Annotated in this window: 18 protein-coding genes and 1 other RNA gene; 11 read left to right on the top strand and 8 right to left on the bottom strand. The window is 34.3% G+C overall.

What is annotated here, in order from left to right; genetic code table 11:
* Positions 1-251: 251 nt before the first annotated feature.
* From P9Q65_RS09475 to P9Q65_RS09465, 3 genes are all read right to left on the bottom strand, one after another.
* Positions 252-902: a HEAT repeat domain-containing protein gene (locus P9Q65_RS09475; RefSeq protein ID WP_304509178.1), complete on the bottom strand. Its 651-nt coding sequence runs from the start codon at positions 900-902 to the stop codon at positions 252-254.
* Between the two features lie 839 nt (positions 903-1,741).
* Positions 1,742-2,401 (bottom strand): hypothetical protein, encoded by a 660-nt coding sequence (locus P9Q65_RS09470; RefSeq protein ID WP_304509177.1) that lies wholly within the window; start codon positions 2,399-2,401, stop codon positions 1,742-1,744.
* A gap of 77 nt (positions 2,402-2,478) precedes the next feature.
* A complete protein-coding gene (locus P9Q65_RS09465) occupies positions 2,479-4,299 on the bottom strand; it encodes an ATP-dependent nuclease (protein ID WP_304509176.1) in 1,821 nt (606 codons plus the stop codon).
* A gap of 255 nt (positions 4,300-4,554) precedes the next feature.
* Between P9Q65_RS09465 and P9Q65_RS09460 the strand changes: the two genes are divergently transcribed.
* Positions 4,555-4,992, top strand: a complete 438-nt coding sequence (locus P9Q65_RS09460; protein WP_304509175.1) for a DUF1643 domain-containing protein — start codon at positions 4,555-4,557, stop codon at positions 4,990-4,992.
* Here the strand turns inward: P9Q65_RS09460 and P9Q65_RS09455 are convergent.
* The 3 genes from P9Q65_RS09455 to P9Q65_RS09445 form a co-directional block, all read right to left on the bottom strand.
* Complete coding sequence (locus P9Q65_RS09455; RefSeq protein ID WP_304509174.1) at positions 4,895-5,698, bottom strand: rolling circle replication-associated protein; 804 nt, start codon at positions 5,696-5,698, stop codon at positions 4,895-4,897. The genes P9Q65_RS09460 and P9Q65_RS09455 overlap by 98 nt on opposite strands.
* A 261-nt stretch (positions 5,699-5,959) precedes the next feature.
* Positions 5,960-6,517 carry a hypothetical protein gene (locus P9Q65_RS09450; protein ID WP_304509172.1) on the bottom strand — a complete coding sequence of 186 codons (558 nt, stop codon included), beginning with the start codon at positions 6,515-6,517 and terminating at the stop codon, positions 5,960-5,962.
* Positions 6,518-6,601: 84 nt separating this feature from the next.
* The gene (locus P9Q65_RS09445; RefSeq protein WP_304509171.1) at positions 6,602-6,730 is read right to left on the bottom strand and encodes a hypothetical protein; all 129 of its coding nucleotides are present in this window, start codon (positions 6,728-6,730) and stop codon (positions 6,602-6,604) included.
* A gap of 281 nt (positions 6,731-7,011) precedes the next feature.
* On the opposite strand from P9Q65_RS09445, the gene P9Q65_RS13465 reads away from it, so the two are divergent.
* The 7 genes from P9Q65_RS13465 (at position 7,012) to P9Q65_RS09415 (ending at position 15,215) form a co-directional block, all read left to right on the top strand.
* Positions 7,012-7,383: a DNA adenine methylase gene (locus P9Q65_RS13465; RefSeq protein WP_442870849.1), complete on the top strand. Its 372-nt coding sequence runs from the start codon at positions 7,012-7,014 to the stop codon at positions 7,381-7,383.
* A 308-nt stretch (positions 7,384-7,691) separates the two neighbouring features.
* The gene (locus P9Q65_RS09440) at positions 7,692-8,660 is read left to right on the top strand and encodes an ABC-three component system protein (protein ID WP_304509170.1); all 969 of its coding nucleotides are present in this window, start codon (positions 7,692-7,694) and stop codon (positions 8,658-8,660) included.
* On the top strand, positions 8,644-9,108 hold the full coding sequence (locus P9Q65_RS09435) for an ABC-three component system middle component 2 (protein WP_304509169.1): 465 nt from the start codon (positions 8,644-8,646) through the stop codon (positions 9,106-9,108). The genes P9Q65_RS09440 and P9Q65_RS09435 overlap by 17 nt, the downstream gene beginning before the upstream one ends.
* The gene (locus P9Q65_RS09430) at positions 9,105-10,994 is read left to right on the top strand and encodes an AAA family ATPase (protein ID WP_304509168.1); all 1,890 of its coding nucleotides are present in this window, start codon (positions 9,105-9,107) and stop codon (positions 10,992-10,994) included. The genes P9Q65_RS09435 and P9Q65_RS09430 overlap by 4 nt, the downstream gene beginning before the upstream one ends.
* A 58-nt stretch (positions 10,995-11,052) precedes the next feature.
* Complete coding sequence (locus P9Q65_RS09425) at positions 11,053-12,552, top strand: hypothetical protein (RefSeq protein WP_304509167.1); 1,500 nt, start codon at positions 11,053-11,055, stop codon at positions 12,550-12,552.
* 331 nt (positions 12,553-12,883) lie between these two features.
* Entirely contained in the window at positions 12,884-14,374 is a 1,491-nt protein-coding gene (locus P9Q65_RS09420) for an AAA family ATPase (RefSeq protein WP_304509166.1), read from the top strand.
* A 4-nt stretch (positions 14,375-14,378) separates the two neighbouring features.
* Positions 14,379-15,215, top strand: a complete 837-nt coding sequence (locus P9Q65_RS09415; RefSeq protein ID WP_304509165.1) for an HNH endonuclease — start codon at positions 14,379-14,381, stop codon at positions 15,213-15,215.
* A 498-nt stretch (positions 15,216-15,713) separates the two neighbouring features.
* Here the strand turns inward: P9Q65_RS09415 and ssrA are convergent.
* Positions 15,714-16,070, bottom strand: a transfer-messenger RNA (tmRNA) gene (gene ssrA / locus P9Q65_RS09410).
* 23 nt (positions 16,071-16,093) lie between these two features.
* Positions 16,094-16,567 (bottom strand): SsrA-binding protein SmpB, encoded by a 474-nt coding sequence (smpB, locus tag P9Q65_RS09405; protein WP_304509164.1) that lies wholly within the window; start codon positions 16,565-16,567, stop codon positions 16,094-16,096.
* A 262-nt stretch (positions 16,568-16,829) separates the two neighbouring features.
* Between smpB and P9Q65_RS09400 the strand changes: the two genes are divergently transcribed.
* The 3 genes from P9Q65_RS09400 (at position 16,830) to nifJ (ending at position 23,436) form a co-directional block, all read left to right on the top strand.
* A complete protein-coding gene (locus P9Q65_RS09400; protein WP_304509163.1) occupies positions 16,830-17,801 on the top strand; it encodes a L,D-transpeptidase in 972 nt (323 codons plus the stop codon).
* Positions 17,802-17,845: 44 nt separating this feature from the next.
* On the top strand, positions 17,846-18,859 hold the full coding sequence (locus tag P9Q65_RS09395) for a copper amine oxidase N-terminal domain-containing protein (protein ID WP_304509162.1): 1,014 nt from the start codon (positions 17,846-17,848) through the stop codon (positions 18,857-18,859).
* Positions 18,860-19,908: 1,049 nt separating this feature from the next.
* Positions 19,909-23,436 carry a pyruvate:ferredoxin (flavodoxin) oxidoreductase gene (gene nifJ / locus P9Q65_RS09390; protein ID WP_304509161.1) on the top strand — a complete coding sequence of 1,176 codons (3,528 nt, stop codon included), beginning with the start codon at positions 19,909-19,911 and terminating at the stop codon, positions 23,434-23,436.
* Positions 23,437-23,445: the final 9 nt, after the last annotated feature.

Here is a 23,445-nt window from a genome sequence, read left to right as displayed (position 1 = left end):
AAAACGAAATACAACACAATTTCTGAGGGAATCGACTATCTAACCACCAGATGTACATAAATCAAAGCCAAAACACCCTGATAACCCCATTTCAAGCACGAAAGAACCCTCGAATCAGCCTATAAAAGCTTAATTCGAGGGTTCTTTCAATGGAGATGAAGTACCTGTTAAGGTATCCACTATAAATCGCCCTCAAGCATATTCTAAATATGGTCTTAAGTCAATCAACCATTACATTGTATACCAACAAACTACTTTACTGCATACTTCTCTAAGTTTGAAGCTATTTTTGCTGTACTCCTAACCATAGGGTTAGTGTCATGTGTTAAATTCAAAGTGCCATTTTCGAAATTTGCTATATTATTTCTAACTATGATAGCCTTGTCTTTGCTAAATTGTTCAGGATAAACCCCTTTTGATGCTACACGTGACCTTACATTATCGTTTTCATCATCTTTTAATATGTCTAGCATGACACCAGCATCTGCTAATGAAGCCCGTACTCTATAATCTTTGTCTTTAACTAGTGTCTCTCCAAAAAGACCCATACTAGCTACAGCCATTCTTACTCTATAATCTGAATCTGTAGCCAACTCTAAGTTACTAAAACCTGCCTTAGCTACTTCAACTCTGACTTCATATGACACGTCTTTAGCTAGTTCCTTTAAACAACGTTTATTTTTAGCCACCTCTTTACGTACTTCTCTGCGACTATCGTTTGCAAAGTATTCAGCCCACTTATCATTCATTGCTATTAATGACCTAATAGTATAGTCTGTACACCTTAAAATATATTCTGAACTTATCTCTTTTTCTATTAGTTCTTCTATCTGTTCAGATGTAATGTGTCCTAAACTTATTGTGTTGTTTGCTATACCCTTTACAAGTTCCTCGTTTGTCATAATATCATCTTCTCCATTTTAATCTTCGTATAGACTCTGCAATTGCTACTTATTATAAATCCTACTATGCTTAAAATGCTCCTATATATTATAAAATCATTTCATTGTAAGCATAGTTTCTTATCTTTAGCATTCATTTAATTATAGCTCCACATCGCATAAAATGCCAATGTATTCCATATATTCACTCGCAACTTCATCTTATAAAAGAAAAAAACCTCCTACAAATTAATATTATAAACTTGAACATTATTAATACAATAATGCTAAAGGGGAAAATATCAATGCCAATTACAGAAAAAGCAACCATCAGAAGTAAATGCACCTTTTCAAAGGACAGGAAGTACCTGGTTAAGGTATCCACTAAATTCGGATATGATTTCTGTACATGAACCACCATATATAAAAGCCTCGTCATATAATATGGCTAACACTCATCCTTATCCTTCGTTTTTAACAAAGTTTTCTAATTCTTGATATCCAATGTACGTTTTGAAATACAAGTAGAATAATAATTGTCATGGCATATTTATTAATATCATGTGCTATTGCAAGATTGTTTGTTTCAGGATTCCGGTATTTTGCATAAAGCGTGTACTCGTATAATATCAATCCTAAAAACGTAATAAACAATCCTATATTGCCCCAAATTATGTGTTTTAGCTCTTCACATACACGAGTTTTTATACTATTAATGTCATAATCTTCGGATGATTTTTGGCTCATGTCTTTTCTCCAATTCTAATACTTTTTAAGAGAGGTCTACGCACACATAATATTTTGCGGTTTCCATACTCCCTCTTAATCATAGAAAAAAATATGAAAATTAAGAGATTATATTATGAAATTTCCGTGCTTTGTAAAGTTTGGATTTCATTTTCATTTCTATACTGAATGCGTACATACTCTAGCTCACTTTTAAGATACTTGGATAACCTTAAATCAGGATTTGCGAGAGTCTCTCTAATAATACTGAAAATATATTTATTAAGTATTGCAAATATAACTAACAATGCTATAATGCCAATTGTTGTAGTTAATACTTTTTCTGAAGTCATATCTTTTATGGCAATACCATAGGCTAATGTAAAAATAGGGAAAATGGTGGAGCTTAATGAGGTAAACTGCTTTGGCTCAATATGTATTTCGCAACTATGAATTAACCATTCAATCCCTTCGGCGGTGTATAAATTGTAAGTATCTTGTTTTAGTAAATCTATTAGCGTACAAATTACATTTTGCTTGTAATCTTCAGTTAGTGTGTCAATCTGATTTAATTCCTTCTTTTTTTCGTATAGTATCATTATTATTGTATCTATACCTATAATCAGAAGCGACACTAAAAGTAAAATCACTGACTTTCCGAAAAAAGATTGAAATAGTAAGAATAGTAAGCTAACTACTAATACGAAGAGCATTACATATTCAGGAAGAGAAATGTTTTTGAAACTTCCTCTATGTAATGTATTTTTATACTTTGTAAAAAACAAGTAAAACAATAATATCACCCCTGTTTGTTATATATAATTCTTACAAGTACAAGAAATATTGCAGTCTATACATTTCAAAAATAAAATTACCAATTAAATGCAAATTCGTATATTTTCTTTAGTTCTGGAAATTTAGTTTCAAAATCCTCTGTTTCAATTAGTTCATTAATTCTTTTCCATGATTTATACGGCTTATCCTTTGATGAAACTTTCTCATTGTCGCTTCTTTCCCATAAGACATCTTCAAAAGTATCTTTTACAATGAATATTTTAGTAGGGTCTCCTACTGATTCTTGTATCTTATTATTTGCTTTATATGGATCTATTGGATATGTAATTTCTGCTAATTCTTTTTCAGTGCGTCCTTTTGCATCATTATCATGGATTATTCTATATGGTATATTAAGTTTCGTCATAACTTGAGCAATTGCAGGTATTGTCCATTTACCTCCACATGAAACTACTGTTGTATCGTAATATTTTTTCGAATCAATTCCATATTTAGAATATAATTTTTTAGTGTGTTTCAAGACCGCAATTTCAGTATCGCCTTCAACTAGTATAACCCGTTGTGCAAAGAATGCTTCTGTAACTGTTGGGTGAAAATCTAAAGCTGCACGTAATGCCTCTTTTGAATCATCACTAAATGGAATTTCCTTAAGCTGAGATACATTTGGTGCAAGTACTCCTTCAGTCTTTCTAAGTAAAACTAAAGATTTTGGATTTTCTATTATATCTATTAAAAATGGAGAATGCGTACTTATAATTACTTGCCATGAATGTTTTTGTGATATTTTTATTAAAGATTCTTTTAATCTTTTCATTAAATGTGGATGCAAGTACAATTCAGGTTCTTCAAAAAGAAGTATAGTTGCTCGGGTATGAATAGTTTCATCACCCCTGGTTATTTGATTACTTTGATTTGCAATTATATCAATAAGTGAAAAAATCAGTGCTCTCTGCGCCCCATGTCCTTGATATGATATTTCAGTTTCTGTTCCATCATCGAGCTTCAGTATTGCATTAGAACCAAGAAACTTTTCTGTATCTGGTTCAGATATATCTAAAATGGCTTTAATATTGACCAATTCAGACATTCGTTCAGTTATTTCCCCAACCATCTTACTAATAGCTTCTGGTGCCCCATTCTCCTCACCTTTCGCTCTCAACTTTGCAGATAGTTTTGCTACAGATGTCTTCAATTCACTAAATTCTTGAGTGCTTTGAATCGCTGGCAAAATAATGGTATTCAAAAGCTTGCCAAATGTAGTTTTTGCTTGTGGTTTTGTTTCTTCACTAGCATCACGTACTGCTGGTAGAATCTCAACATGTGGTATTGCTTGTTTTAACGCAGCATCAATGCTAATATTTTCGGAAGTCCAATCAGCAGTTTCAAGTCTGATTTTACCAGGATGATTATCTCTTAGATGTTGTTTAAAGCGTTCTTTATTAGCTACTGCTTTCCATTCATTTGCAGTCGTAATTCCAATGCTTTTAAGTATCTCTTTGTATTCACTATTTATAGAAGTAAAATTATCATTAATATTAATATCATTGATTATCTCCATTTGAATAAATGCTTCATATTTGGGCTTTTTAGTTTCCCTGTCATAAGTAGCCTTAAGCTTAATTTCATTTTCCTGGATTATTCCTGCTACACCTGGTAAATCTCTTTCCCATTCTTGAATATCAGAAAATGTTGCTGTAATTTCAATGTCACCAGTGCATGTTTTACACCAGTCAGAGTCAATCGGCTTTTCCTGATTGAGAAATAGTTCAATTGCTTTTAAAATGGTTGATTTACCGCAATTATTGGCACCAATAAGTGAAGTAAAGTCATAAATATCAATTGTCTTCTCTTCTTCAAATGTTCTGAAATTTTTAATCTTAATTTTAGATAATTTCATTTAATACTCCTCCAATGTATAGTTAACAAATCACTAATTAAACCTCCACACAGTTGAGAATTTTGCTATCTAGTTTCCTATTATTTTTAAAAACAAAATTATTTTGCCTACATCGATCCCACATATTATACAATTAATTATAATAAATTTCAAATTTTTCTAATTTTTGTAAGATAATGCGAATCAACCACTCCTATAAACTAATATTATAAACATGAACATTACCAGTTCTATAATATTAAAGGAGGACAAACCATGCCCATCACTGAAAAAGCAACCATTAGAAGCAAATGCACCTTTTCGAAGGACAGGAAACACAAGTTTTTGCTAACCCTAGAATGGGAAGAGAAGAAGCCAAAGGCTGTTGTAATCATGACTTCACCAGCAGAAGCCAACTGCATTGTAACAGACCTAACCACAAGCCTAGTAATCAAAAATCTCCACGCTATGGGCTATGGAGGGTGTGACCTTGTAAACCTCGGTTCAAAGCTTCACTACAACAAGCTGATTGTGGATAAAACGGAAGAGGATTACAACAAGGAAAACCAAGAGGTCATTCAAAGGTGTATTGCAGACGAAAAAAACGAAAAAACAATCATTGCATGGGGCTCATGTGGAGAGGGGAACAAAAGAATCCAAGCCTACCAGAAAAGCCTATTAGAGAAACTTTCTGACTATCAAGATAAAGCTTAAGCTTCAATAAATAAGAAAAAAACAGGTAAAAGCTTCTGTACAGATTGCAAAGAATCAATGTAAAAAGTCTAGAAAGGGGTAAAGAAATGAAAGAAAACCCCTTGGGAGGTTTGGGTTTCTTTTTGGGGTTGGCCGAATTTATTTTTTTCACAACAACTCTTGGTTGTACCAAATTTCTACTGGTGGACCATCTTTTTTCATACTCTTTTACATTTTCCTTGGTTATGTATCTGGCCAGACCTGTATAATCTCCGCCCGGTTCTAATTGGGAAATCATAACTCTACCGTTCCCCCACAATTTCGTCATTTCCTTTAGAGTAATATCCATGGCATTTACCAAAAGATGATGATGCTCACGCCCGCTTTCCGATTCTGTTACTACGATGTACTTTATAGCAGAAAATCCTTTTTTCTTTCTCCACCGTCTTAAGCGGCTCAAAAAGTTCCGCAGCTCTCTTTTGATTTCTTCCCGGGATAATCTATTTCGATATGTAAGAGTAATAAACAAATCTCCCTGTTTGAAATTTGCATTAATCAATCTGGATAATTTTCTTCTGGCCAATTTCAAATTTCGTTCTTTCTGTTCCTCGGAAGTAAGTAGTTCATTTTGCCCTCTGTTATATTTTTTTCCAATGGCTCTTGGGGAGTAATACTCCTCACACTCATATACGTCTCCTGCCCATATGTGTTTTCTATATCTTGGCATTGCTTTACCCCTTTCTATAAATAACCATAGCCCTAATGTTAATCTTGTTATCGAGGAGTTAAAGGGCAACTTTGCCCCTAAATTCCTAGGTTTTAGAAACAGGCTTTTACTTGGAAAACAACCCAAAATACTTGTGAAACGATGTACTATGTTGTATAATATAAGTACTATATCTTGGGTTTTTATCAAAAGCCCCGCCCTTCTTCCTACGCCTATAGGAGAGGGGCATTTTATTTATTCATTTTGCTTATTTGACCCGCTTCATTTTTCTGCGGCGTCACGCCTCTCCTCAGCCCTGCATCTGTCGGCAAGTGTATCCAAAGCTTCATAAAGAGATGTTCTACCTTGCCTATACTCCATAATTACAGCAGACAGCACCATCCCATCTTTCACAGCAATGGCTCTTGCCCCACCACTTTTTCGAATAAAATATCGTGTGTAACCAGTTTCCTTTTTCACGGTAGGTGCCATTAATTCGGTATCAATCCAAATAACACCATCAAATGTGTATATAGGCGTGAGCAAGCTTCCCCCATAAATGACGGTAATTCCCGCATCCTCTGCGGTTACCTCCACCTCATCGGATAAGTCATTTTTTAGTATTCGTGAAGATTCTTCTTCACATCTTGTCAGCCACTTTTCCCTTTTATCATCCGATACACCCATTACAGTTAAAACGGTGTCCTCATCCAATACAGGCATATTCTCCAACCGATAGACAGCACTACCAATGCTTAGCCATTGTTGACCATCTTCATCCTTCATTAATATTGCGGTCTTATTTCTTTTTGCCAGTGATGTAATTTTAGAAAACTTCATATTTTCACCCCACAAACGCATCTCGCTATTTTATTAAAACCTTGCCCCACCCTTGACACCGCAAGAGAGGGGCACATTTTTTACCTATTCTTTTTGTTCTTCCTTATCACAAATTTTCTGTGTTTCTTCCTTATTATAGTCACCATTACAATCACAGGTTTCCCCATGGTCCAAAGTTGCTCCGCAAATTGGGCAAACATCAAATTTACTCATAAAAACCTCCTATGTATTCGATATGAAATATCTTGTTTCAAAAATGAATTTATGCTATAATCAATTTGGATGTGGTGCTGGGTTTCCCAGTGCCTTTTTTATTGCATAAATTCTTCATTTTTTCCTCCATGGCTTGTCCAACCAAATCCCAACCAAAACAACAATCAGTACAATGGCACAGCACTCAAAAACTAAGAGAGCTTTTTCTGGTGACCATTTTGAAAACGATTGAAGAAATGTTGCTGAGATTACTGCCACAATTATCATAAAAATACTTTTGAATAGTTCCGAAAGAATATGGGGCAACAGTTAGTTCTTTTGGTTGCAGAGCTAGAAAGACAGTTGATTTAAATGTTTTGCACCAGGTGAAAGAACGTCTTGACGGTGTACTGATCGAAAATAAGAGTTTTACAAAATTAATTCCTGCCCAAGATGGAAAGGGGACGCTCTTTTATTGTGCTCCACCTTATCACAATACGGAAAAGTATTATGATACAGGTGAGGATGTGTTCAATGAAGAAATGCATATTTTGTTGAGAGATACGTTAAAGGTATCAAAGGAAAATTTATTTTATCATATAATGATGATGAATTTATCAGAGAGCTTTATAAGGATTTTGTCATTGAAGAAGTGGAGCGGTCTCATAATTTAAAATTGACCATGGGTGAAACAGGAAGTAAATATAAGGAATTGATTATTAGGAATTATTAATTATAATTATGAAAATAACCCCCTTTAGGGGGTTATTTTTTTACAAAAAATTAAATAAAAAGAAATATAATGAAATTTTTTTTATTAAACATATAAAATTATACAAAATTATGGAAGAATTTGTATAAATGTGTATAATGATATTATACAGAAAATAGCTCTTATGGCATTTTATAATGATTAGCATAGAAAAAATGTTGATTTTTCTTTGTGGGAACTTGGATAAAGATTTTATAAGGATGGTATTTTATGGAACGAGATTTCAGGTATTTAAGAGAAAAATACGGGGACCATGGTGCAAGAGATATATTTGAGAAAATATGTATACAGTTATTTCAAAAAAAGTTTGAAAATGCATATGCTGTTCAAGCTTCACCAGGGGATGATGGAATTGATGTATTGGTGGGAGATTTAGATAAACATATGATAGTTTACCAATGCAAATATTTTATTGATGGAATTGGTGCTACACAAAAGTCTCAAATAAAAGAATCTTATAAGACGGTGACAGAAAAATACAAAGTGGCTGAGTGGTATTTATGTGTTCCTATTCTTTTTACAGTAGAAAACCATAAATGGTGGTCTAATTGGAAAACGGAGAAGCAGCAGGATGATAATCTTAAAGTAGAGCTAATGGACGGAAGTAGATTATTAATGATACTTCAAGAGTGTGATATGTACGATAGAGTTTTTGATGAAGATCTCCGTTTAGCGCTTAAGGAAATTAAAAATTATTTGAAAGAAGAAAATGCTCGTATATATAATGAAATAATATATGATATTAATGATTTTTCTGATATTTCATATAAGGACTGCATCTTTGTGAAGATGTTGGAGTCTGCAAATATTTTTGATATAGATGATTATAAAAATGATTTTTTTAATGCAGAAATTGCTAAACAAAAGATATTGAGTAAAGGTCAGACAAAGGAAGAAATCGCTTATAACCAACTTCAAAAAAAATTACGAAGTGTCTGGAAGACGCAATACAATATGTATAAACATCCAACAGATGGTAACGAACTTGCAAATAATACATATTTAAGAATTGAAGATTTAGATACAACAACATTGAAATCATCAAATGATATTAGTCTTTTGGCAAAGAAAGGCATGCGACATCAATTAGCGGAAGACAAAAAATTAGGATGGGTTGATGGTTATATACAAAAGCTGGAATTATATATGGAGGCAGAAAAAGATGACGGAAATGGTTAAGAATATTGAGTTTTTTGATTTTTATTTAACGTTAATCAGGGTATTAAAAATAGTAGAAATATTTAAGGCAAAAGAAAAGTTTCATTTAACAGGAAAAAAGATTGTTATGTTTGATTTTTATATGAGGTTTCCATTTATGACGGAAGAAGAAAGAAAGAGACAAAATTTTGACGAAAAATATGCTTTTTATTTTATGAAGCCAAATTATTCATTATATGATGCTGTATTATCAATTTTAGTATCAAAAAAAATGATTTCTTATTCAACGAATACTTATCATATAGAGCAATATGGCGAAAAGGCTTTGAAGAATATGGAATGTGAGTATATGAGTTCACTTTCAAAAGCTGGAGAATATATTTTGCATAACGTAATTAAGATGTCTGATAAAAAGATAAATGAAGATATTATTGATAGATCTAAAAATGTATGGGAGGGCCAATATTGACTAGATTATATATTGAAGCATTGCGATTAGTTGGTAAAAAAAATAGTTATGTAGTTACATTTAAACAAGGTTTGAATTATATTTCTGGACCAACATCTACAGGAAAAACATCTATTTTAGAAATGATAGATTATGCTTTAGGATCAGACTCTCATAAATCATATATTGAAATAGGTGAATCATGTACAGATGTTGAATTAGAAATTCAAATAGAATCAAAAAAATATAGGATTACAAGAAAATTATTTGAGTTTATGTTACCAATAAGAGTTGACGAGTGGAATCAAGAGACAGAAACATACAAATATCTGGATACTTTTGAATTTGATGTACCAAGTAATGAAAAATCCCTATCATCATTTTTAATTAATAAGCTAGGCTTAGGAAATATAAAAATTATGAATCAAAATTTAAGCTTTAGAGATATTTTTAAATTTTCTTATTTGAAACAGACAGAAGTTGATACAGAAGACTTAATGGGTGAATCTATTTGGTTTAAAAATAATAAAAGAAAAAGTACTTTTGAGATAATTTTTAATGTTTATGATGATATGTTAGCGGAGCTGAAAGCAACACTTAAAGAAAAAACGGTAGAAAAAGATAATTTTAAACTTCAATTGGAGGGTGTAGAAAAATTTATAAGTACAACGGATATTGGAAATATAGCAACTTATCGCAGTAAGAAGAATGAAATAAAAGATCGTATTTTATCATTAAATGATGAGCTGACAAGAGTGAAAAATGATAAAGTTATAGGAAATGAAACGACCAGATTATTAAGAAATGAAGTCGTTAAGTTGAAACAGGAATTAAAGGCTTTTATTGAACAAAAATTAGATCAAGATGAATATATAGAAAAGCTTAGATTGCTATTAAATCAATATCAGAATGATGTTGATAAATGTAAAATGATTTTATTAGGTGTTCCTGAAATAAATAAGTATAATTTTATTGTTTGTCCTAATTGTCTTAAAACTTTGAAGGAACGTAATGAAGAGACTCATTGTAAATTATGTGGTAGTGATATGTCAAGTGAAATTAGTGATTTATTGCAAGTAAAAAAAGACATGAGTTCATTAAAAAGCAGACATACGGAATTAAAAAAACATATTTCGGTTGAACAAGCAAAAAGTGATACTTTTGACAGAAAAATAAGTGAGAAAAACAAAGAGTTAGCTGAGAAAGAGGGTGAATTAGAACATTTGCAACAAGGGTATATAAATCCATATATTGAAAAGATAGAGTACTTAAATTTTGAAATGGGAAAATTCAATCGCCAGTTACATGAATTAGATTTTAATCTACAAATGCTAGAAGAACATGAACGACTTCTTAAATTGCTAAAAAATAAAGAGGATGATTTATCTAGCATTAGAAAAAATATAGGTAAAATTTCAACTGATCAAAATGATAAAAATGAAGTCACAAAAGAGCTATCGACTGTATTTAATAATTATTTAAAAGCATTTCATTTTCCCAAATTGGATTTTGGGTACATAGACTCAAAGACATATTTACCTTATGTAAGGGGTAGGAAATATAATGACCTAGGCAGTTTAGGAGGAGTGACATTAATAGTAATAGCTTATTATTTAGCAATATTAAATGTAACTTTAGATACAGACAAATATTATCACTTAAACTTATTGATGATTGATAGTCCTAGAAAAAATCTAGGAGCAGATGTATCACAGGAAGAATTTAGAGATGAGGAAATTTTCAATTCAGTAATTAAAACTTTTATTGAATTTGAACAAGAATTAGGAGAGAGTATGCAGCTGATAGTAGTAAATAATGGATACCCTGATTTTGTTCCAAAAGATGATATTAGAGTAGAGTTTGATCCAAATGGAAGAATAGGACTGATTGATGATGCATTACATTAATTGTATATTCTAATATACCTAATAAATTTTTAAGATTTAAGGACGGGAGGAACTCTTTATGTTTTTTTCAGAAAGATTTCAAGTTGATGAAGACTTGATAAAAGCTTATGGTGCAGTAGATATTTCTTTAGTGTGTGATATTCCTTTGTTTATAGACCCAATGTTAATTTTTAATAGTGATAAGCCAGAATACAAATCTCTACATGAAGAAATTATAAAATATTTTCATTTCCTATATATGAAAGTGAAACAATGCATTTCAACAAAAGAAATAGATGCATGGTTCAATTTTAGTGAAGTCCCCAATAATTGGTTAGGATATTCTTTAGTAGGAAACAAAGGATTGGCATTGGGACATAAATTTGCCGATTTTCTATTTCATAATATTGGATTTGCACTTGACACTAATGGAATATCTAAAAGTCCACACATTGAAAAAACCATGTTACTTTATGAAGGAAGTGGAAAGGATAAAATTAGTGATTTGACAGTTAATTTAATAAAATTTTTTCTTTGTGAATACACTGAAGCTTTTGCGAAAGAATACATAAATCCTGATTTGTGCAGAATATTTCCTGTTGAAAGAGCATTTTTTAATTATGAGACAGAAAGTTTTGTAAGCAAGGAGTATCTACTTCCATTCGTATATAATAAAAAGGGACAAGTTGAATATGTTTTACTAACACCATTTGATATTCTTAGAGAGGATGAGCCATCAATAAATAGAGATGACTTTTATAAAAGTCACGAACGGATTCGTTCAGTTATTAAAAATGTAAGTCTGCGTACATACGTAAACAATTATATTATGCAGGCGGTACAACATTATGAAACAATTCAGAGGGAAAATCGAAGAGCTATTAGAGAGAAGTCAATACAGAAAATTGAGAAAGATGCTTTTAAAGAGATTGCGAGAGAGTATCCAGAGCTATATGATTACTATATTAAGTTGCAAGAAACAAATACTACTGAAATTAAATCGCAATGTACTCAAGAATTAAACAAACAACTTGAAAAATTCTTAATAGCTTCAAAAAATTTGATTTCTCTTTTTGCTTCGAATAAATATCTTCTTGAAGAAAAATTATCAGCAAGAGAAGAAGCTAAAAAAAGATTGAAATTTTTCAAACACATTATTGAAGAGTGTGATGGTTATAAAAACTTATATGTTAAAGGTAAACAGATTGCCAAAGAAAATGATTTGCAAAGGTTGTTTCGCTTTGTTTGGTACGAAACTAATTATAAGGTAGATGCGGAAGCAAATAATGGAAGAGGTCAAGCTGATTTCATAGTATCAATGGGACAACACAATCAAAACATTATTGAGTTTAAACTCGCAAGTAATTCAACACTAAGTCATGTGTTTACTCAAGTTAAAATATATGAAGCGGCAAATTGCACCGATGGAAGTTTAATAGCAATATTTTGCTTTTCTGAAGGTGAATATCAATCAGCCAAGGAGATAGTTATAAACGCTGGATATGAAAGTATGGTTGGTGAATCAATTTTTTTAATTGACTGTAGAAATGATAATAAAGCATCTGCATCAATAGCATAAAAATCTTAAACTAATGAAATTTATCATTCAAAAAAGTTTAGAAAGGGAGAAAGCCATGCCTATTATATTAACAGATACTCATACCTGTGAAAAATGCAGAAAAGTATTTGAATGGAATTACTTTGAGATAAAACGTCAAAATATTAATTCCCCTGAATTTAAACCTGAACCTATACCATATCATAAAACATGGCCCATAATTGCAACCAGAGAGATGTTGGTATTTATGATATTCAGGTTAATTGTCCTCATCAAATGGTCCGAAAAGGGTAATGATTGCATATGTAAATGTTGACTATATAATGAGATTTTAAGGAAGAGGGGATATTATTTGGCATTATTTATTTGCAATAGCGAAGATGATAAGGAATATAAAGTAGGTACTTTCATTTTACAGCATAATAATTCTTGGAATGACTGGTGGAGATATGAAAATCTTTACACACTTTATTATATTAATAAAAAGAAAGAAACTATAGAAATTGGTCAGGTTAAAATCGGTCAGGTAGCAGGTAAGGTTTCCAATATACCTGAATTGCCGGAGGAATTTCAACACCTTGATTCGCAAAAGTTTATTAGTCTTGGACAAGATACAGATTATTACGATTCTCTAAATAAATTGGGCGTGAAGAAGCGAGAAACTGTACTAAATAGCTTGAATGATATAGCTTTTAAACCCGATTTATTACAACGATATATGTCTTTGGACGTATTTTCAACATCTCTTACGAGAGGTATACCTATTTCAACTATCGAAAATCAGTTTCGACGCATGGCAAATGGTGGAGCTAAGTTAACTAGGTATAAATTTAAGTATAATTACCCAAATTCCGATGACACCACTTCTACACAACTGAAATTTTCGGTAGTACCAGAATCAAATCCCCCAACAAATATTCATGTTCTCATTGGTCGAAATGGTGTCGGGAAAACATGGGTTCTTAAGAATATGATTAATACGATTTATAGGGAAGAGTGTGGATTTGGAGAATTTGTTTTTGGTAATAGACGAAATCGTTTCACCAATATAGTATGCTTGGCATTCAGCGCTTTTGATGAATTCCCTACTGTTCAGGATAATGATAACATGAAGTATACTTATATAGGAATTAAAAGTACTTCTGATGGAGAAGAGATGAGCCTTGACCAGCAATTTGCGTACTCTATGAAATTATGTATGACAAAGCGAACACGTTATGAGCGTTGGAAGAAAATAGTAGGGATTTTAAATTCAGACCCAATATTTTCAGAGATTAATATTATCGATTGCATTGATTGGATAAAGGAAAATTATACTCGTAGTGAAGCCGAACAACCAATAAAAGAACTATTTAATACCCTGAGTTCAGGCCATAAAATTGTTGCACTTACAATAACGCGTTTAGTTGAAACGGTTGAAGAATGCACATTAGTATTGTTGGATGAGCCGGAGCTACATCTACATCCACCACTACTATCGGCATTTACAAGGGCCCTTTCCCAACTTCTAATAAATAGAAATGGCGTTGCAGTTATTTCTACTCATTCGCCTGTGATATTGCAAGAGGTTCCTAAAAGTTGCGTATGGATTATTCGGCGTTCAGGGGAAGAAGTAGCTGCAGACCGACCTCATATTGAAACGTTTGGTGAAAATGTAGGTGTCCTTACCTCTGAAGTGTTTGGCCTAGAAGTTACAAATTCTGGTTTTCATAAAATGCTAAGCGATGTTTTAAATAAGGAACACGGGGACTATGACACTGCAAAAGATGAGTTTGATGGACAATTAGGGGCAGAGGCATTAGGTATTCTAAAGGTTATGGCACTTCAATTTACGGAGGAGTAAAGTAATGCGAAAAATAGATAAACCAACAATGTCAATTGGAGAGATTATCAATTGCTGCGTGAGTAATATGCGTGATGGAAGTGACTTGAAATATTTAAATGCCATTGCCAAAATAACCGCATATTCGGAAGACTTCAATAGAAAAATGGAGAGTACTACGGCACATTTGTTGCAGAATCATACTAAAGTGACAGAAGACTTAAACAAAGAGGATATGATAAAATTATATACTGATAAATTCGCAAAGTTGGGACAGCCTGGTAGAAAGTACTATGATAGACTTAAGTTGAGTGCGCAAAATGGAATTTGTCCGATATGTGGTGTTGGTCAAGTATCTACGCTTGATCACTACTTAGCCAAAACTTTATACCCATTCCTAGCAGTTACTCCGCAAAACTTGGTGCCGGCTTGCAGGGATTGCAATGAAAATAAACGTTCAATGGATTTTAAACACGCTTCTGACATGACACTACATCCTTACTATGATGATTGCCAAGCGAATGAGTGGCTTTCTGCAAAAATTATATCAGTGCAGCCAATTTACATAGAATTTGGAGTTTGCAGTGACCTTTCGGATAAACAATTAAGTTACAGGTTATCGAGCCATTTAAATGCTTTCGAACTTGGCAAGCTATATTCCAAAAAGGCGGTAGAAGAACTTGCGGCTAATCATTCTATGTTTCAGAATATATTAGATAAGGGTGGTAAAGAACATTTACGCACATACATAGAACAAATTTATTTAAGTAATTATGAATATGAAAAGAACTCTTGGAGAACTGCACTGTATAAGGCGTTAATGGATGTAGACCTTATAATCATTAGAGGGAAAATTGCTTAACTAACATAGACAATATCTTTGATATTACTATAAGAGCACTAAAAATTTGAAATTACGTTCTCTATGACCCAAATTAGGTGCAGCTCACCTTAATGACTTTGATAAAGTTGAAAATTAAGCTAACCACTTACACGAAAAAACAAAAAGAAAAAAGTGCTAAAAACACTGTTAAATGAACATTTTCAACGCCTTTTATAAGTCATGAGGCGACAAGATTTGAACTTCTGACCTCTACATCCCTAAAGTAATATTCTTATGTTTTAATATTTCATGAGACTGTTTTTAAATCAAGGCATGATAAACAAAAACAACCCCTTATAAAAGAGGTTGTTTTACTGTTTTCGTGACATATTTCGTGACATATTTGGGCTTTTTTAACCCCTTTTTTATGTCACAGAGCAACTTTTTGTATCACAGAACGCATTTTATAAAATGCTTCAAAATGCTGATAATTCAGCGTTTTCCCTAGTTTCTAGGCTTTGTAAAATACCTAGAAAAAAATGGAGATGAGGGGAATCGAACCCCTGTCCGAAAACCCATCCATAAGAACTTCTCCCATCACAGTCAGTCTTTTAACATTCCCTTGGAATATCGCCGATTGACAGGCTGTATCCCTTAGTAGCTTCATAATTCTTTTTTCACCGCAAAGCTTAAGTGAAAAAGTGCCCCGCCTAGTCGACGCCGGTTACTCTGACAGCGAGTGATCAAAGGCCGACGGCTGCCGCAATTAGGCAGCGATTGCTAAATTATTATTGTCGTTTCTTTTTTAAAAGTTTCCGGCTTGATGACGCAGTTAACCGGCCTGCGGATGGCTATCCCTATTTTCAAGACTCCCGTCGAAACCATTACATCCCCTTAATTAAAATGTTTGACTCAAATTACAAGGTAAGGTTACGAATTTTGAAATCTTTTTCAGCTTGACGTTTCTGATCATTCTTCGCAATGGTATCTCGCTTATCATAAAGCTTTTTGCCTTTTGCTAAAGCAATATCAATTTTTACCAGACTTCGGTCAAAATATACCTTAAGTGGAACGATGGTATAACCGGCAGCTTGGCTTTCTTGAGCAATTTTACGGATTTGGTTTTTATGAAGCAAAAGTCTTCTCACTCGAAGGGGATCTTTATTAAATATATTTCCCTGCTCATAGGGGCTAATATGCATATTGTAAATAAAAGCTTCTTCATTTTCAATGCGAATAAAACTTTCTTTTAGACTACACTTGCCTGCACGCAGACTTTTTACTTCTGTGCCTATTAAAGAGATTCCAGCTTGAAATACTTCTTCAATAAAGTACTCATGATATGCTTTTTTATTTTGTGCAATCAGCTTTGTACCGTTTCCCTTTGCCATAAAAAACCTACCCTTTCCTTGCATTAATGAATTGCTGAGAAATCTCTAACATGAATGATACCATATAATTATGAAAAAGGCAAATGACAAACATATTACAATTTTAAAAAAATTAGGAAATTTTAATTCGTTTTATATCAGAATTAGTACAGAAAAAACCTTTTCTTAAAAAATTTTTAAAATTCTTTCTTTTTATGCCAAAAAGAAATATAATAAGCCAAGTGTGGCATTTTTTGTTTATTTGTATTTTAAGGAGGATTAGATGTACAGAAAACTTATTGGTGTGATCGTGCTTTTTTGCACTTTGATTTGGCAAGTTCCATGTCTAGCAGAAGAAGGAATACTTCCTTATGAAGTGGCTGTGAATGTGGGGCAAAATATTGTCATTGTTTACGCTATGGATGAAAAAGGTGATTATTTAGTGATTGAAAAAACTTTTGCTTGCTCTAGTGGGGAGGACACACCTTTAGGAACTTTCCACACATCCGACCAATATGTGTGGCGCCCTTTATTTGGAAATGTTTATGGACAATATGCAACCAGAATTACAGGACATATCCTTTTTCATTCTGTTCCATATTTAAAGCAAGATAAAAGCACTTTAAAATTTGAAGAATATAATAAGCTGGGCGAAACGGCATCAGACGGATGTATAAGAATGACAGTGGAAGATGCCAAGTGGATTTATGATAATTGTCCATATGGAACCACTGTAAATATTTACAAAAGTAATGAATTGCAACCGCTTTTGCTTCCCAATACACTGAAAATAGACTATAATGATCCCAGAAGAAATTGGGATCCTACGGATCCGGATGTGGATAACCCTTGGAAAAAGGGAACGGTTTTTGAAATGAATATGGAAATCGGTAAAACTACACGAAAAATTGAAACATTTTATCAAGATGGAAATTATGCCTTATTGTCTGAAGATGCCCAATTGCTATTCGGACTTTTAGGTGTAACAATTATATTGCCTGAAGATGTTGAGAAATTGCAGGCAGAAGGAGATGTGGAGGTTTTATTTCAGTGTCAAAAACGAAAAGTATCCTATTATATAGACGATGGGAAAGTCTATTTTAACTTAGAAGATTTGGGTCGTATAACGGGGACGAAAGTAAGCTGGGATACATCATTTCAGGAGATGGATTTGGAATATCAGGGGACTGAGGGAGAAAATCAGGTGAAATTATTCCTTGGGACGACGGATGTGATCTTTGCAGACAATGAGTGATCATTAAATTTACGTTATTTTAAAAAAGGAGAATGAGGGAGAACATGATTCTGAAAAAAACGGCCATAATTGTATGTGTTTCGGCTGCAATGATATGTGGAGCAATTGCTCTTTCTATGCGGTTGACTGAGGCGAAAGAGCTGGAAATGGAGGTTTCCAATCCTAAGGAAGAAATTACGGAAGAAGAGCAAACAAAGGTATATAGTGAGGGCGAGAATATACCTTTATATTATGATGAGGAAGATATGTTATTGTTGCCAGTAAGAAACGTAGCCCAAGGATTGGGAGGAACTGTGACTTGGGATAGGGAGTCAAGGAGCACAATCATCAGCTATAAGGGTAAAAAACTAATTCTTTCCACAGGCAGCACAAAAGCCCAAATGCACGGATATAATATCACGCTTCCCACGGATCCGGAAATGATTAACGGATGCCTTTATGCAGAGGCCTCTGTGCTTTCTGATTTTTTTTCCATTGAAGTTCATTGGAACAGTGAGAAAAAACAAATTTCATTAAAAACAAAAGATGGCTCTACACCAATTGTTGCCAATGATATATTACTGGGGAAAAATGAAGAAAAGGAATATAGTTTGGAGATTCCCGTTATTATGGGTTTAAATGATGTACGTTATGAAAAAGGGCTGAATAAAGAAATCAGACAAGCGATACAGTCTTTAGCAGATGAGTTTATGGTTGAAGAAGGACAAAGTGTGTTTCATCTTCAGATTGAAAAAGGTTTTGTAAATGGTGATTTTCTTTCCCTTTGTTGGAAGGGATCAAAGGGAGAACGACCCTTTTATAAAACGATAAACATTGATTTTAGACAGCAAAAAGAGGTGAATCTTTCTGATATACTGACAGAAAATGCTGTGCAGGAATTGAAGAAAAGTGGCGATTTAATAGACAGTTCAATATTTTATATTTCACAACAAAAAGAGCTGGTAATTTTGGATAGTACAAAAGCTGAGCTTTTACCTATTTTACTCCCTGCGAATGGAGATTTATTGGAAGGCCAGTGGAATACAAAATATCAAAGTCTCTTTTGTGGAGACATTTAAAAGATTTCTGATGAAGAAAGAAGCATGGCGAAGACTTCCTTCTTCATCTTTTTTTAGGATTTCTTCCGCATATGTTTGTTCTGTTTTCGGGTATACTGAACATGATAAAATATATTTTGGATCCGGAATGAGTTTTTTCCTAAAAAGCGCTTAATTTCTACAAAAAAATGCAAAAGACTGTTTTATTAATAACAATAAAATAGGGTGTATTTAGAAAAAATAATGTATGATTGATGCAACTTCATGGATATTTATTAAGTATGATGAGTCCCTACTCGAGAGTTACTATAAAGAAGAAATCCCTGGATTAATCACTTTGTCTATGAGTTGGGAATGATGCTAATAGGGATATTAGTAGCAAAGTTATATGAAGAAAAGGGTTGGGGATGCCTTTTAACATAGGGAAAAAAAGCATCATGGATTCCCTTCGAAATCAAACTGGAAACCCTATGATTACAGGCTTTTTAGGGTTTTATATGTTGAGTTTAGAAAGTAGAATATTGTCAAAAATACTGGTTTTGTTCATCTCTTTCACTAAAAAAACGTTTCGTGATAATCTAAAGACGATAGAATTTTTTTTTCTTTAACGTTTTGAAGTAGGAGGAAATTTTTTAATAAAAAAATAAAAAATATATTGACAGCACATTGTCAAACTGAAGTGCCTAGAGAGTTTTTATGCGATGAATATTTATAAAACAGACTGCTTGTCAGACATAAAAATGCCAAAAATTCTTCATTTTATTTTAAAAATGCATAAAAATAGTTATTTTTGGTAGAATGTATTAAGCAAAGATAACAAAAAGCGTTTTGTTAGAAACATAACGCTGAAATTTTTTTTAATAGTTGAAAAGAGAAAAGTTTGATTGTATAATGAACGTGTAAAAAAACAACCGTTTTTACAGAAGATAAGATTGATAATTGTCTGACAATAACTCTGACAAATATTTACCATTCTTCTGAAACGGCAGGGACTTGAACTGAGAACGGCAGGCAGGTTTTCCCTGGCAAAAACAGACTATAATTTTATAATTTGTAAGGAGGAAGTACGAATGTCTAAAGTAATGAAAACGATGGACGGTAACGAAGCAGCTGCATTTGCTTCCTACGCGTTTACAGAAGTAGCAGGGATTTTCCCTATTACACCGTCTTCCCCAATGGCTGAAAAAACAGACGATTGGGCAGCAAATGGTAAAAAGAATCTTTTTGGACAGACTGTTAAAGTTGTAGAAATGCAGTCCGAAGCAGGCGCTTCTGGTACTGTACATGGCTCTTTGGCTGCAGGTGCGTTGACAACAACATACACTGCATCTCAGGGTTTGTTGTTAATGATTCCTAATATGTATAAAATTTCTGGTGAATTACTTCCCGGCGTATTCCACGTATCTGCACGTGCTTTAGCAGCACAGGCATTGTCCATCTTCGGTGATCATTCCGACGTTATGGCTTGCCGTCAGACTGGGTTCGCTTTGTTGGCATCCAACAGCGTTCAGGAAGTTATGGATTTGGGCTGTGTTGCGCATTTGTGTGCAATTAAAGGCAGAGTACCTTTCCTTCACTTCTTTGATGGCTTCAGAACCAGCCATGAAATTCAGAAAGTTGAATGTGTTGATTATGATGAATTGGCTAAAATCGTCGACATGGATGCAGTAAATGCGTACAAGAGAAATTCCTTGAACTCTGAACATCCTGTAATCAGAGGTACAGCACAGAACCCCGATATTTACTTCCAGGCTCGTGAAGCTGCAAACAAATTCTATGATGCGCTTCCTGAAATTGTAGAAGAATATATGGGCGAAATCAACAGAATCACAGGCAGAGATTACAAGTTGTTTAACTACTATGGTGCTCCCGATGCTGACAGAGTTATCATAGCTATGGGTTCCGCTTGTGAAGCAATCGAAGAAACCATTGATTATTTAACAGCAAAAGGCGAAAAAGTTGGTTTGGTAAAAGTTCATCTGTACAGACCTTTTGTTCCTGAAAAACTGTTGGAAGCTATTCCCAAGACAGCTAAGAAAATCGCTGTATTGGATAGAACAAAAGAACCAGGTGCACAGGGCGAGCCTTTGTACATGGATGTATGTACAGCTATGTTTGAAGCAGATGAGGCTCCTGTTGTTATTGGCGGTCGTTACGGCTTGGGTTCCAAGGATGTTACTCCTGCACAGTTCATTGCAGTATATGCTAACTTGTCTCAGGACAAACCTAAGAACCACTTTACAATCGGTATTATCGATGACGTAACTGGTCATTCCTTAGAAGTTGGCAAGGAAATCAGCGTAACAGAAGGCGACGGCACAATCAGCTGCAAATTCTGGGGTCTTGGCGCTGACGGTACAGTAGGTGCTAACAAAAACTCCATTAAAATCATTGGTGATCATACAGATATGTATGCTCAGGCTTACTTTAGCTATGACTCCAAGAAATCCGGGGGTATTACACAATCTCACTTACGTTTCGGTAAAAAACCTATTCGTTCCACATACCTTGTTAAAACAGCTGACTTCGTAGCTTGCCATAAGCAGGAATATGTTCATCTGTATGATATGGTTTCCGAATTGAACGAAGGCGGTACATTCTTGCTGAACACTAACTGGACACCTGCAGAATTAAGCGATAAGCTTCCTGCAAAGGTTAAAAAACAGTTAGCAGAAAAGAAAGCAAAATTCTATATCATTGATGGTACTGCAATTGCGAAAGAAATTGGTCTGGGTAACAGAATCAATACTGTTCTTCAGTCTGCATTCTTCAAACTTGCGAACATCATCCCTATTGAACAGGCTGTAGAATATATGAAAGCAGCGATCAAGAAATCCTATGGCAAGAAGGGTGATACAATCCTGAACATGAACTATGCTGCTGTTGATAAGGGCGTAGAAGGCATTGTTAAAGTTGAAATCCCTGCTGATTGGGCTAATGCTGTTGATACAGAAGTAAAAGCAGAAAGAAAAACAACTGAATTCGTTAAGAATGTTGTTCAGCCTATGAATGCACAGGAAGGCGACAAGCTGCCTGTTTCCGCATTCTCCGGTAGAGAAGATGGTACTTTCCCTGCAGGTACAGCTGCATATGAAAAACGTGGTGTTGCAGTTGATGTTCCTCAATGGATTCCTGAAAACTGTATTCAGTGTAACCAGTGCGCATATGTATGTCCTCATGCTACAATTAGACCTGTATTGGTAACTGATGAAGAATTGGCGAAAGCTCCTGAAGGCTTTAAGGCTGTTGCTGCTAAAGGCGCAGGTTTTGGCGATTTGAAATTTAGAATTCAGGTTTCTCCTTTGGACTGCTTGGGTTGCTCCAGCTGTGCTGTAGTTTGCCCTGCTCCTAACAAGGCTCTGGTAATGCAGCCTTTTGAAACTCAGGAAGCTGAAGTTGCTAACTGGGATTATGCTATTGATGTAGTAGCTCATAAGGCTAACCCTATGAACAAGGCATCCGTAAAAGGCAGCCAGTTCGAACAGCCTCTGCTTGAGTTCTCCGGCGCTTGTGCAGGTTGTGGTGAAACACCTTATGCTAAATTGGTAACTCAGTTGTTTGGCGATAGAATGTATGTTGCAAATGCAACAGGTTGTTCCTCTATTTGGGGTGGTTCCGCACCTTCTATGCCTTACACAGTAAATAAAGACGGTCGTGGTCCTGCTTGGGCAAACTCTTTGTTTGAAGATAACGCAGAGTTTGGTTTGGGTATGTCAACAGCTGTTAAACAAATGAGAGAAGGTCTCAAGGACAGACTTGAAACTTTGAAATCCGTTGATGCTTCCTTCGCAGCAGTTGCTGATGAATGGATTGCAACAATGAAAGACGGCGAGAAATCCAGAGCTGCTTCCGATGCTTTGGTTGAAGCTTTGAAAGCTTACAGTGGTTCCAATGAAGAAGTTAAGACTATCGTTGCTTATGTTCTTGAAAATCAGGATCAGCTGGTTAAGAAATCTCAGTGGATCTTTGGTGGTGACGGCTGGGCATACGATATTGGTTACGGCGGTTTGGATCATGTATTGGCTTCCGGTGAAGACGTAAATGTTCTTGTATTCGATACAGAAGTTTACTCCAATACAGGTGGTCAGGCTTCCAAGTCCACACCTGTTGGTGCTGTTGCTCAGTTTGCGGCTGCTGGTAAGAGAATCAGAAAGAAAGACCTTGGTATGATGGCTATGAGCTATGGTTATGTATATGTTGCTCAGGTAGCTATGGGTGCTGATAAGAACCAGGTAGTAAAAGCTATGATGGAAGCTGAACAGTATGACGGTCCTTCTTTGATTATTGCTTACTCTCCTTGTATCAACCATGGTATGAAGGGCGGCATGAGCGGTGCTCAGACAGAAATCAAACGTGCTGTTGATGCTGGTTACTGGCATATGTACAGATTCAACCCTACTTTGAAAGAAGAAGGTAAGAATCCTTTCACATTGGATTCCAAAGAACCTATAGCAAGCTTCAAAGATTTCTTGTTAAGCGAAGTTCGTTACAGCGCTTTGCAAAGAACATTCCCTGAAGAAGCAGAAGCTCTCTTTGCAGAATCTGAAAGAAATGCAAAAGAAAGACTTGATAGCTACAAGAGATTGGCTAATCAGTAATTCTAAAAT

The organism is Anaerotignum sp. (genome assembly GCF_030625865.1).
In the GTDB taxonomy this organism is placed as follows: Bacteria; Bacillota; Clostridia; order Lachnospirales; family Anaerotignaceae; genus Chakrabartyella.
Note: the sequence above shows the minus strand (reverse complement) of the source record. Positions and strands in the feature narration are given on the sequence as shown.

Excerpts from the sequence above, each read along its gene's own strand:
- P9Q65_RS09425 (WP_304509167.1), top strand. The coding sequence starts at position 11,053 with ATGTTTTTTTCAGAAAGATTTCAAGTTGATGAAGACTTGATAAAAGCT.
- P9Q65_RS09400 (WP_304509163.1), top strand. The coding sequence starts at position 16,830 with ATGTACAGAAAACTTATTGGTGTGATCGTGCTTTTTTGCACTTTGATT.
- P9Q65_RS09440 (WP_304509170.1), top strand. The coding sequence starts at position 7,692 with ATGGAACGAGATTTCAGGTATTTAAGAGAAAAATACGGGGACCATGGT.
- nifJ (WP_304509161.1), top strand. The coding sequence starts at position 19,909 with ATGTCTAAAGTAATGAAAACGATGGACGGTAACGAAGCAGCTGCATTT.
- P9Q65_RS09415 (WP_304509165.1), top strand. The coding sequence starts at position 14,379 with ATGCGAAAAATAGATAAACCAACAATGTCAATTGGAGAGATTATCAAT.
- P9Q65_RS09435 (WP_304509169.1), top strand. The coding sequence starts at position 8,644 with ATGACGGAAATGGTTAAGAATATTGAGTTTTTTGATTTTTATTTAACG.
- P9Q65_RS09465 (WP_304509176.1), bottom strand. The coding sequence starts at position 4,299 with ATGAAATTATCTAAAATTAAGATTAAAAATTTCAGAACATTTGAAGAA.
- P9Q65_RS09455 (WP_304509174.1), bottom strand. The coding sequence starts at position 5,698 with ATGCCAAGATATAGAAAACACATATGGGCAGGAGACGTATATGAGTGT.
- P9Q65_RS09450 (WP_304509172.1), bottom strand. The coding sequence starts at position 6,517 with ATGAAGTTTTCTAAAATTACATCACTGGCAAAAAGAAATAAGACCGCA.
- P9Q65_RS09395 (WP_304509162.1), top strand. The coding sequence starts at position 17,846 with ATGATTCTGAAAAAAACGGCCATAATTGTATGTGTTTCGGCTGCAATG.
- P9Q65_RS09460 (WP_304509175.1), top strand. The coding sequence starts at position 4,555 with ATGCCCATCACTGAAAAAGCAACCATTAGAAGCAAATGCACCTTTTCG.
- smpB (WP_304509164.1), bottom strand. The coding sequence starts at position 16,567 with ATGGCAAAGGGAAACGGTACAAAGCTGATTGCACAAAATAAAAAAGCA.
- P9Q65_RS09475 (WP_304509178.1), bottom strand. The coding sequence starts at position 902 with ATGACAAACGAGGAACTTGTAAAGGGTATAGCAAACAACACAATAAGT.
- P9Q65_RS09445 (WP_304509171.1), bottom strand. The coding sequence starts at position 6,730 with ATGAGTAAATTTGATGTTTGCCCAATTTGCGGAGCAACTTTGGACCAT.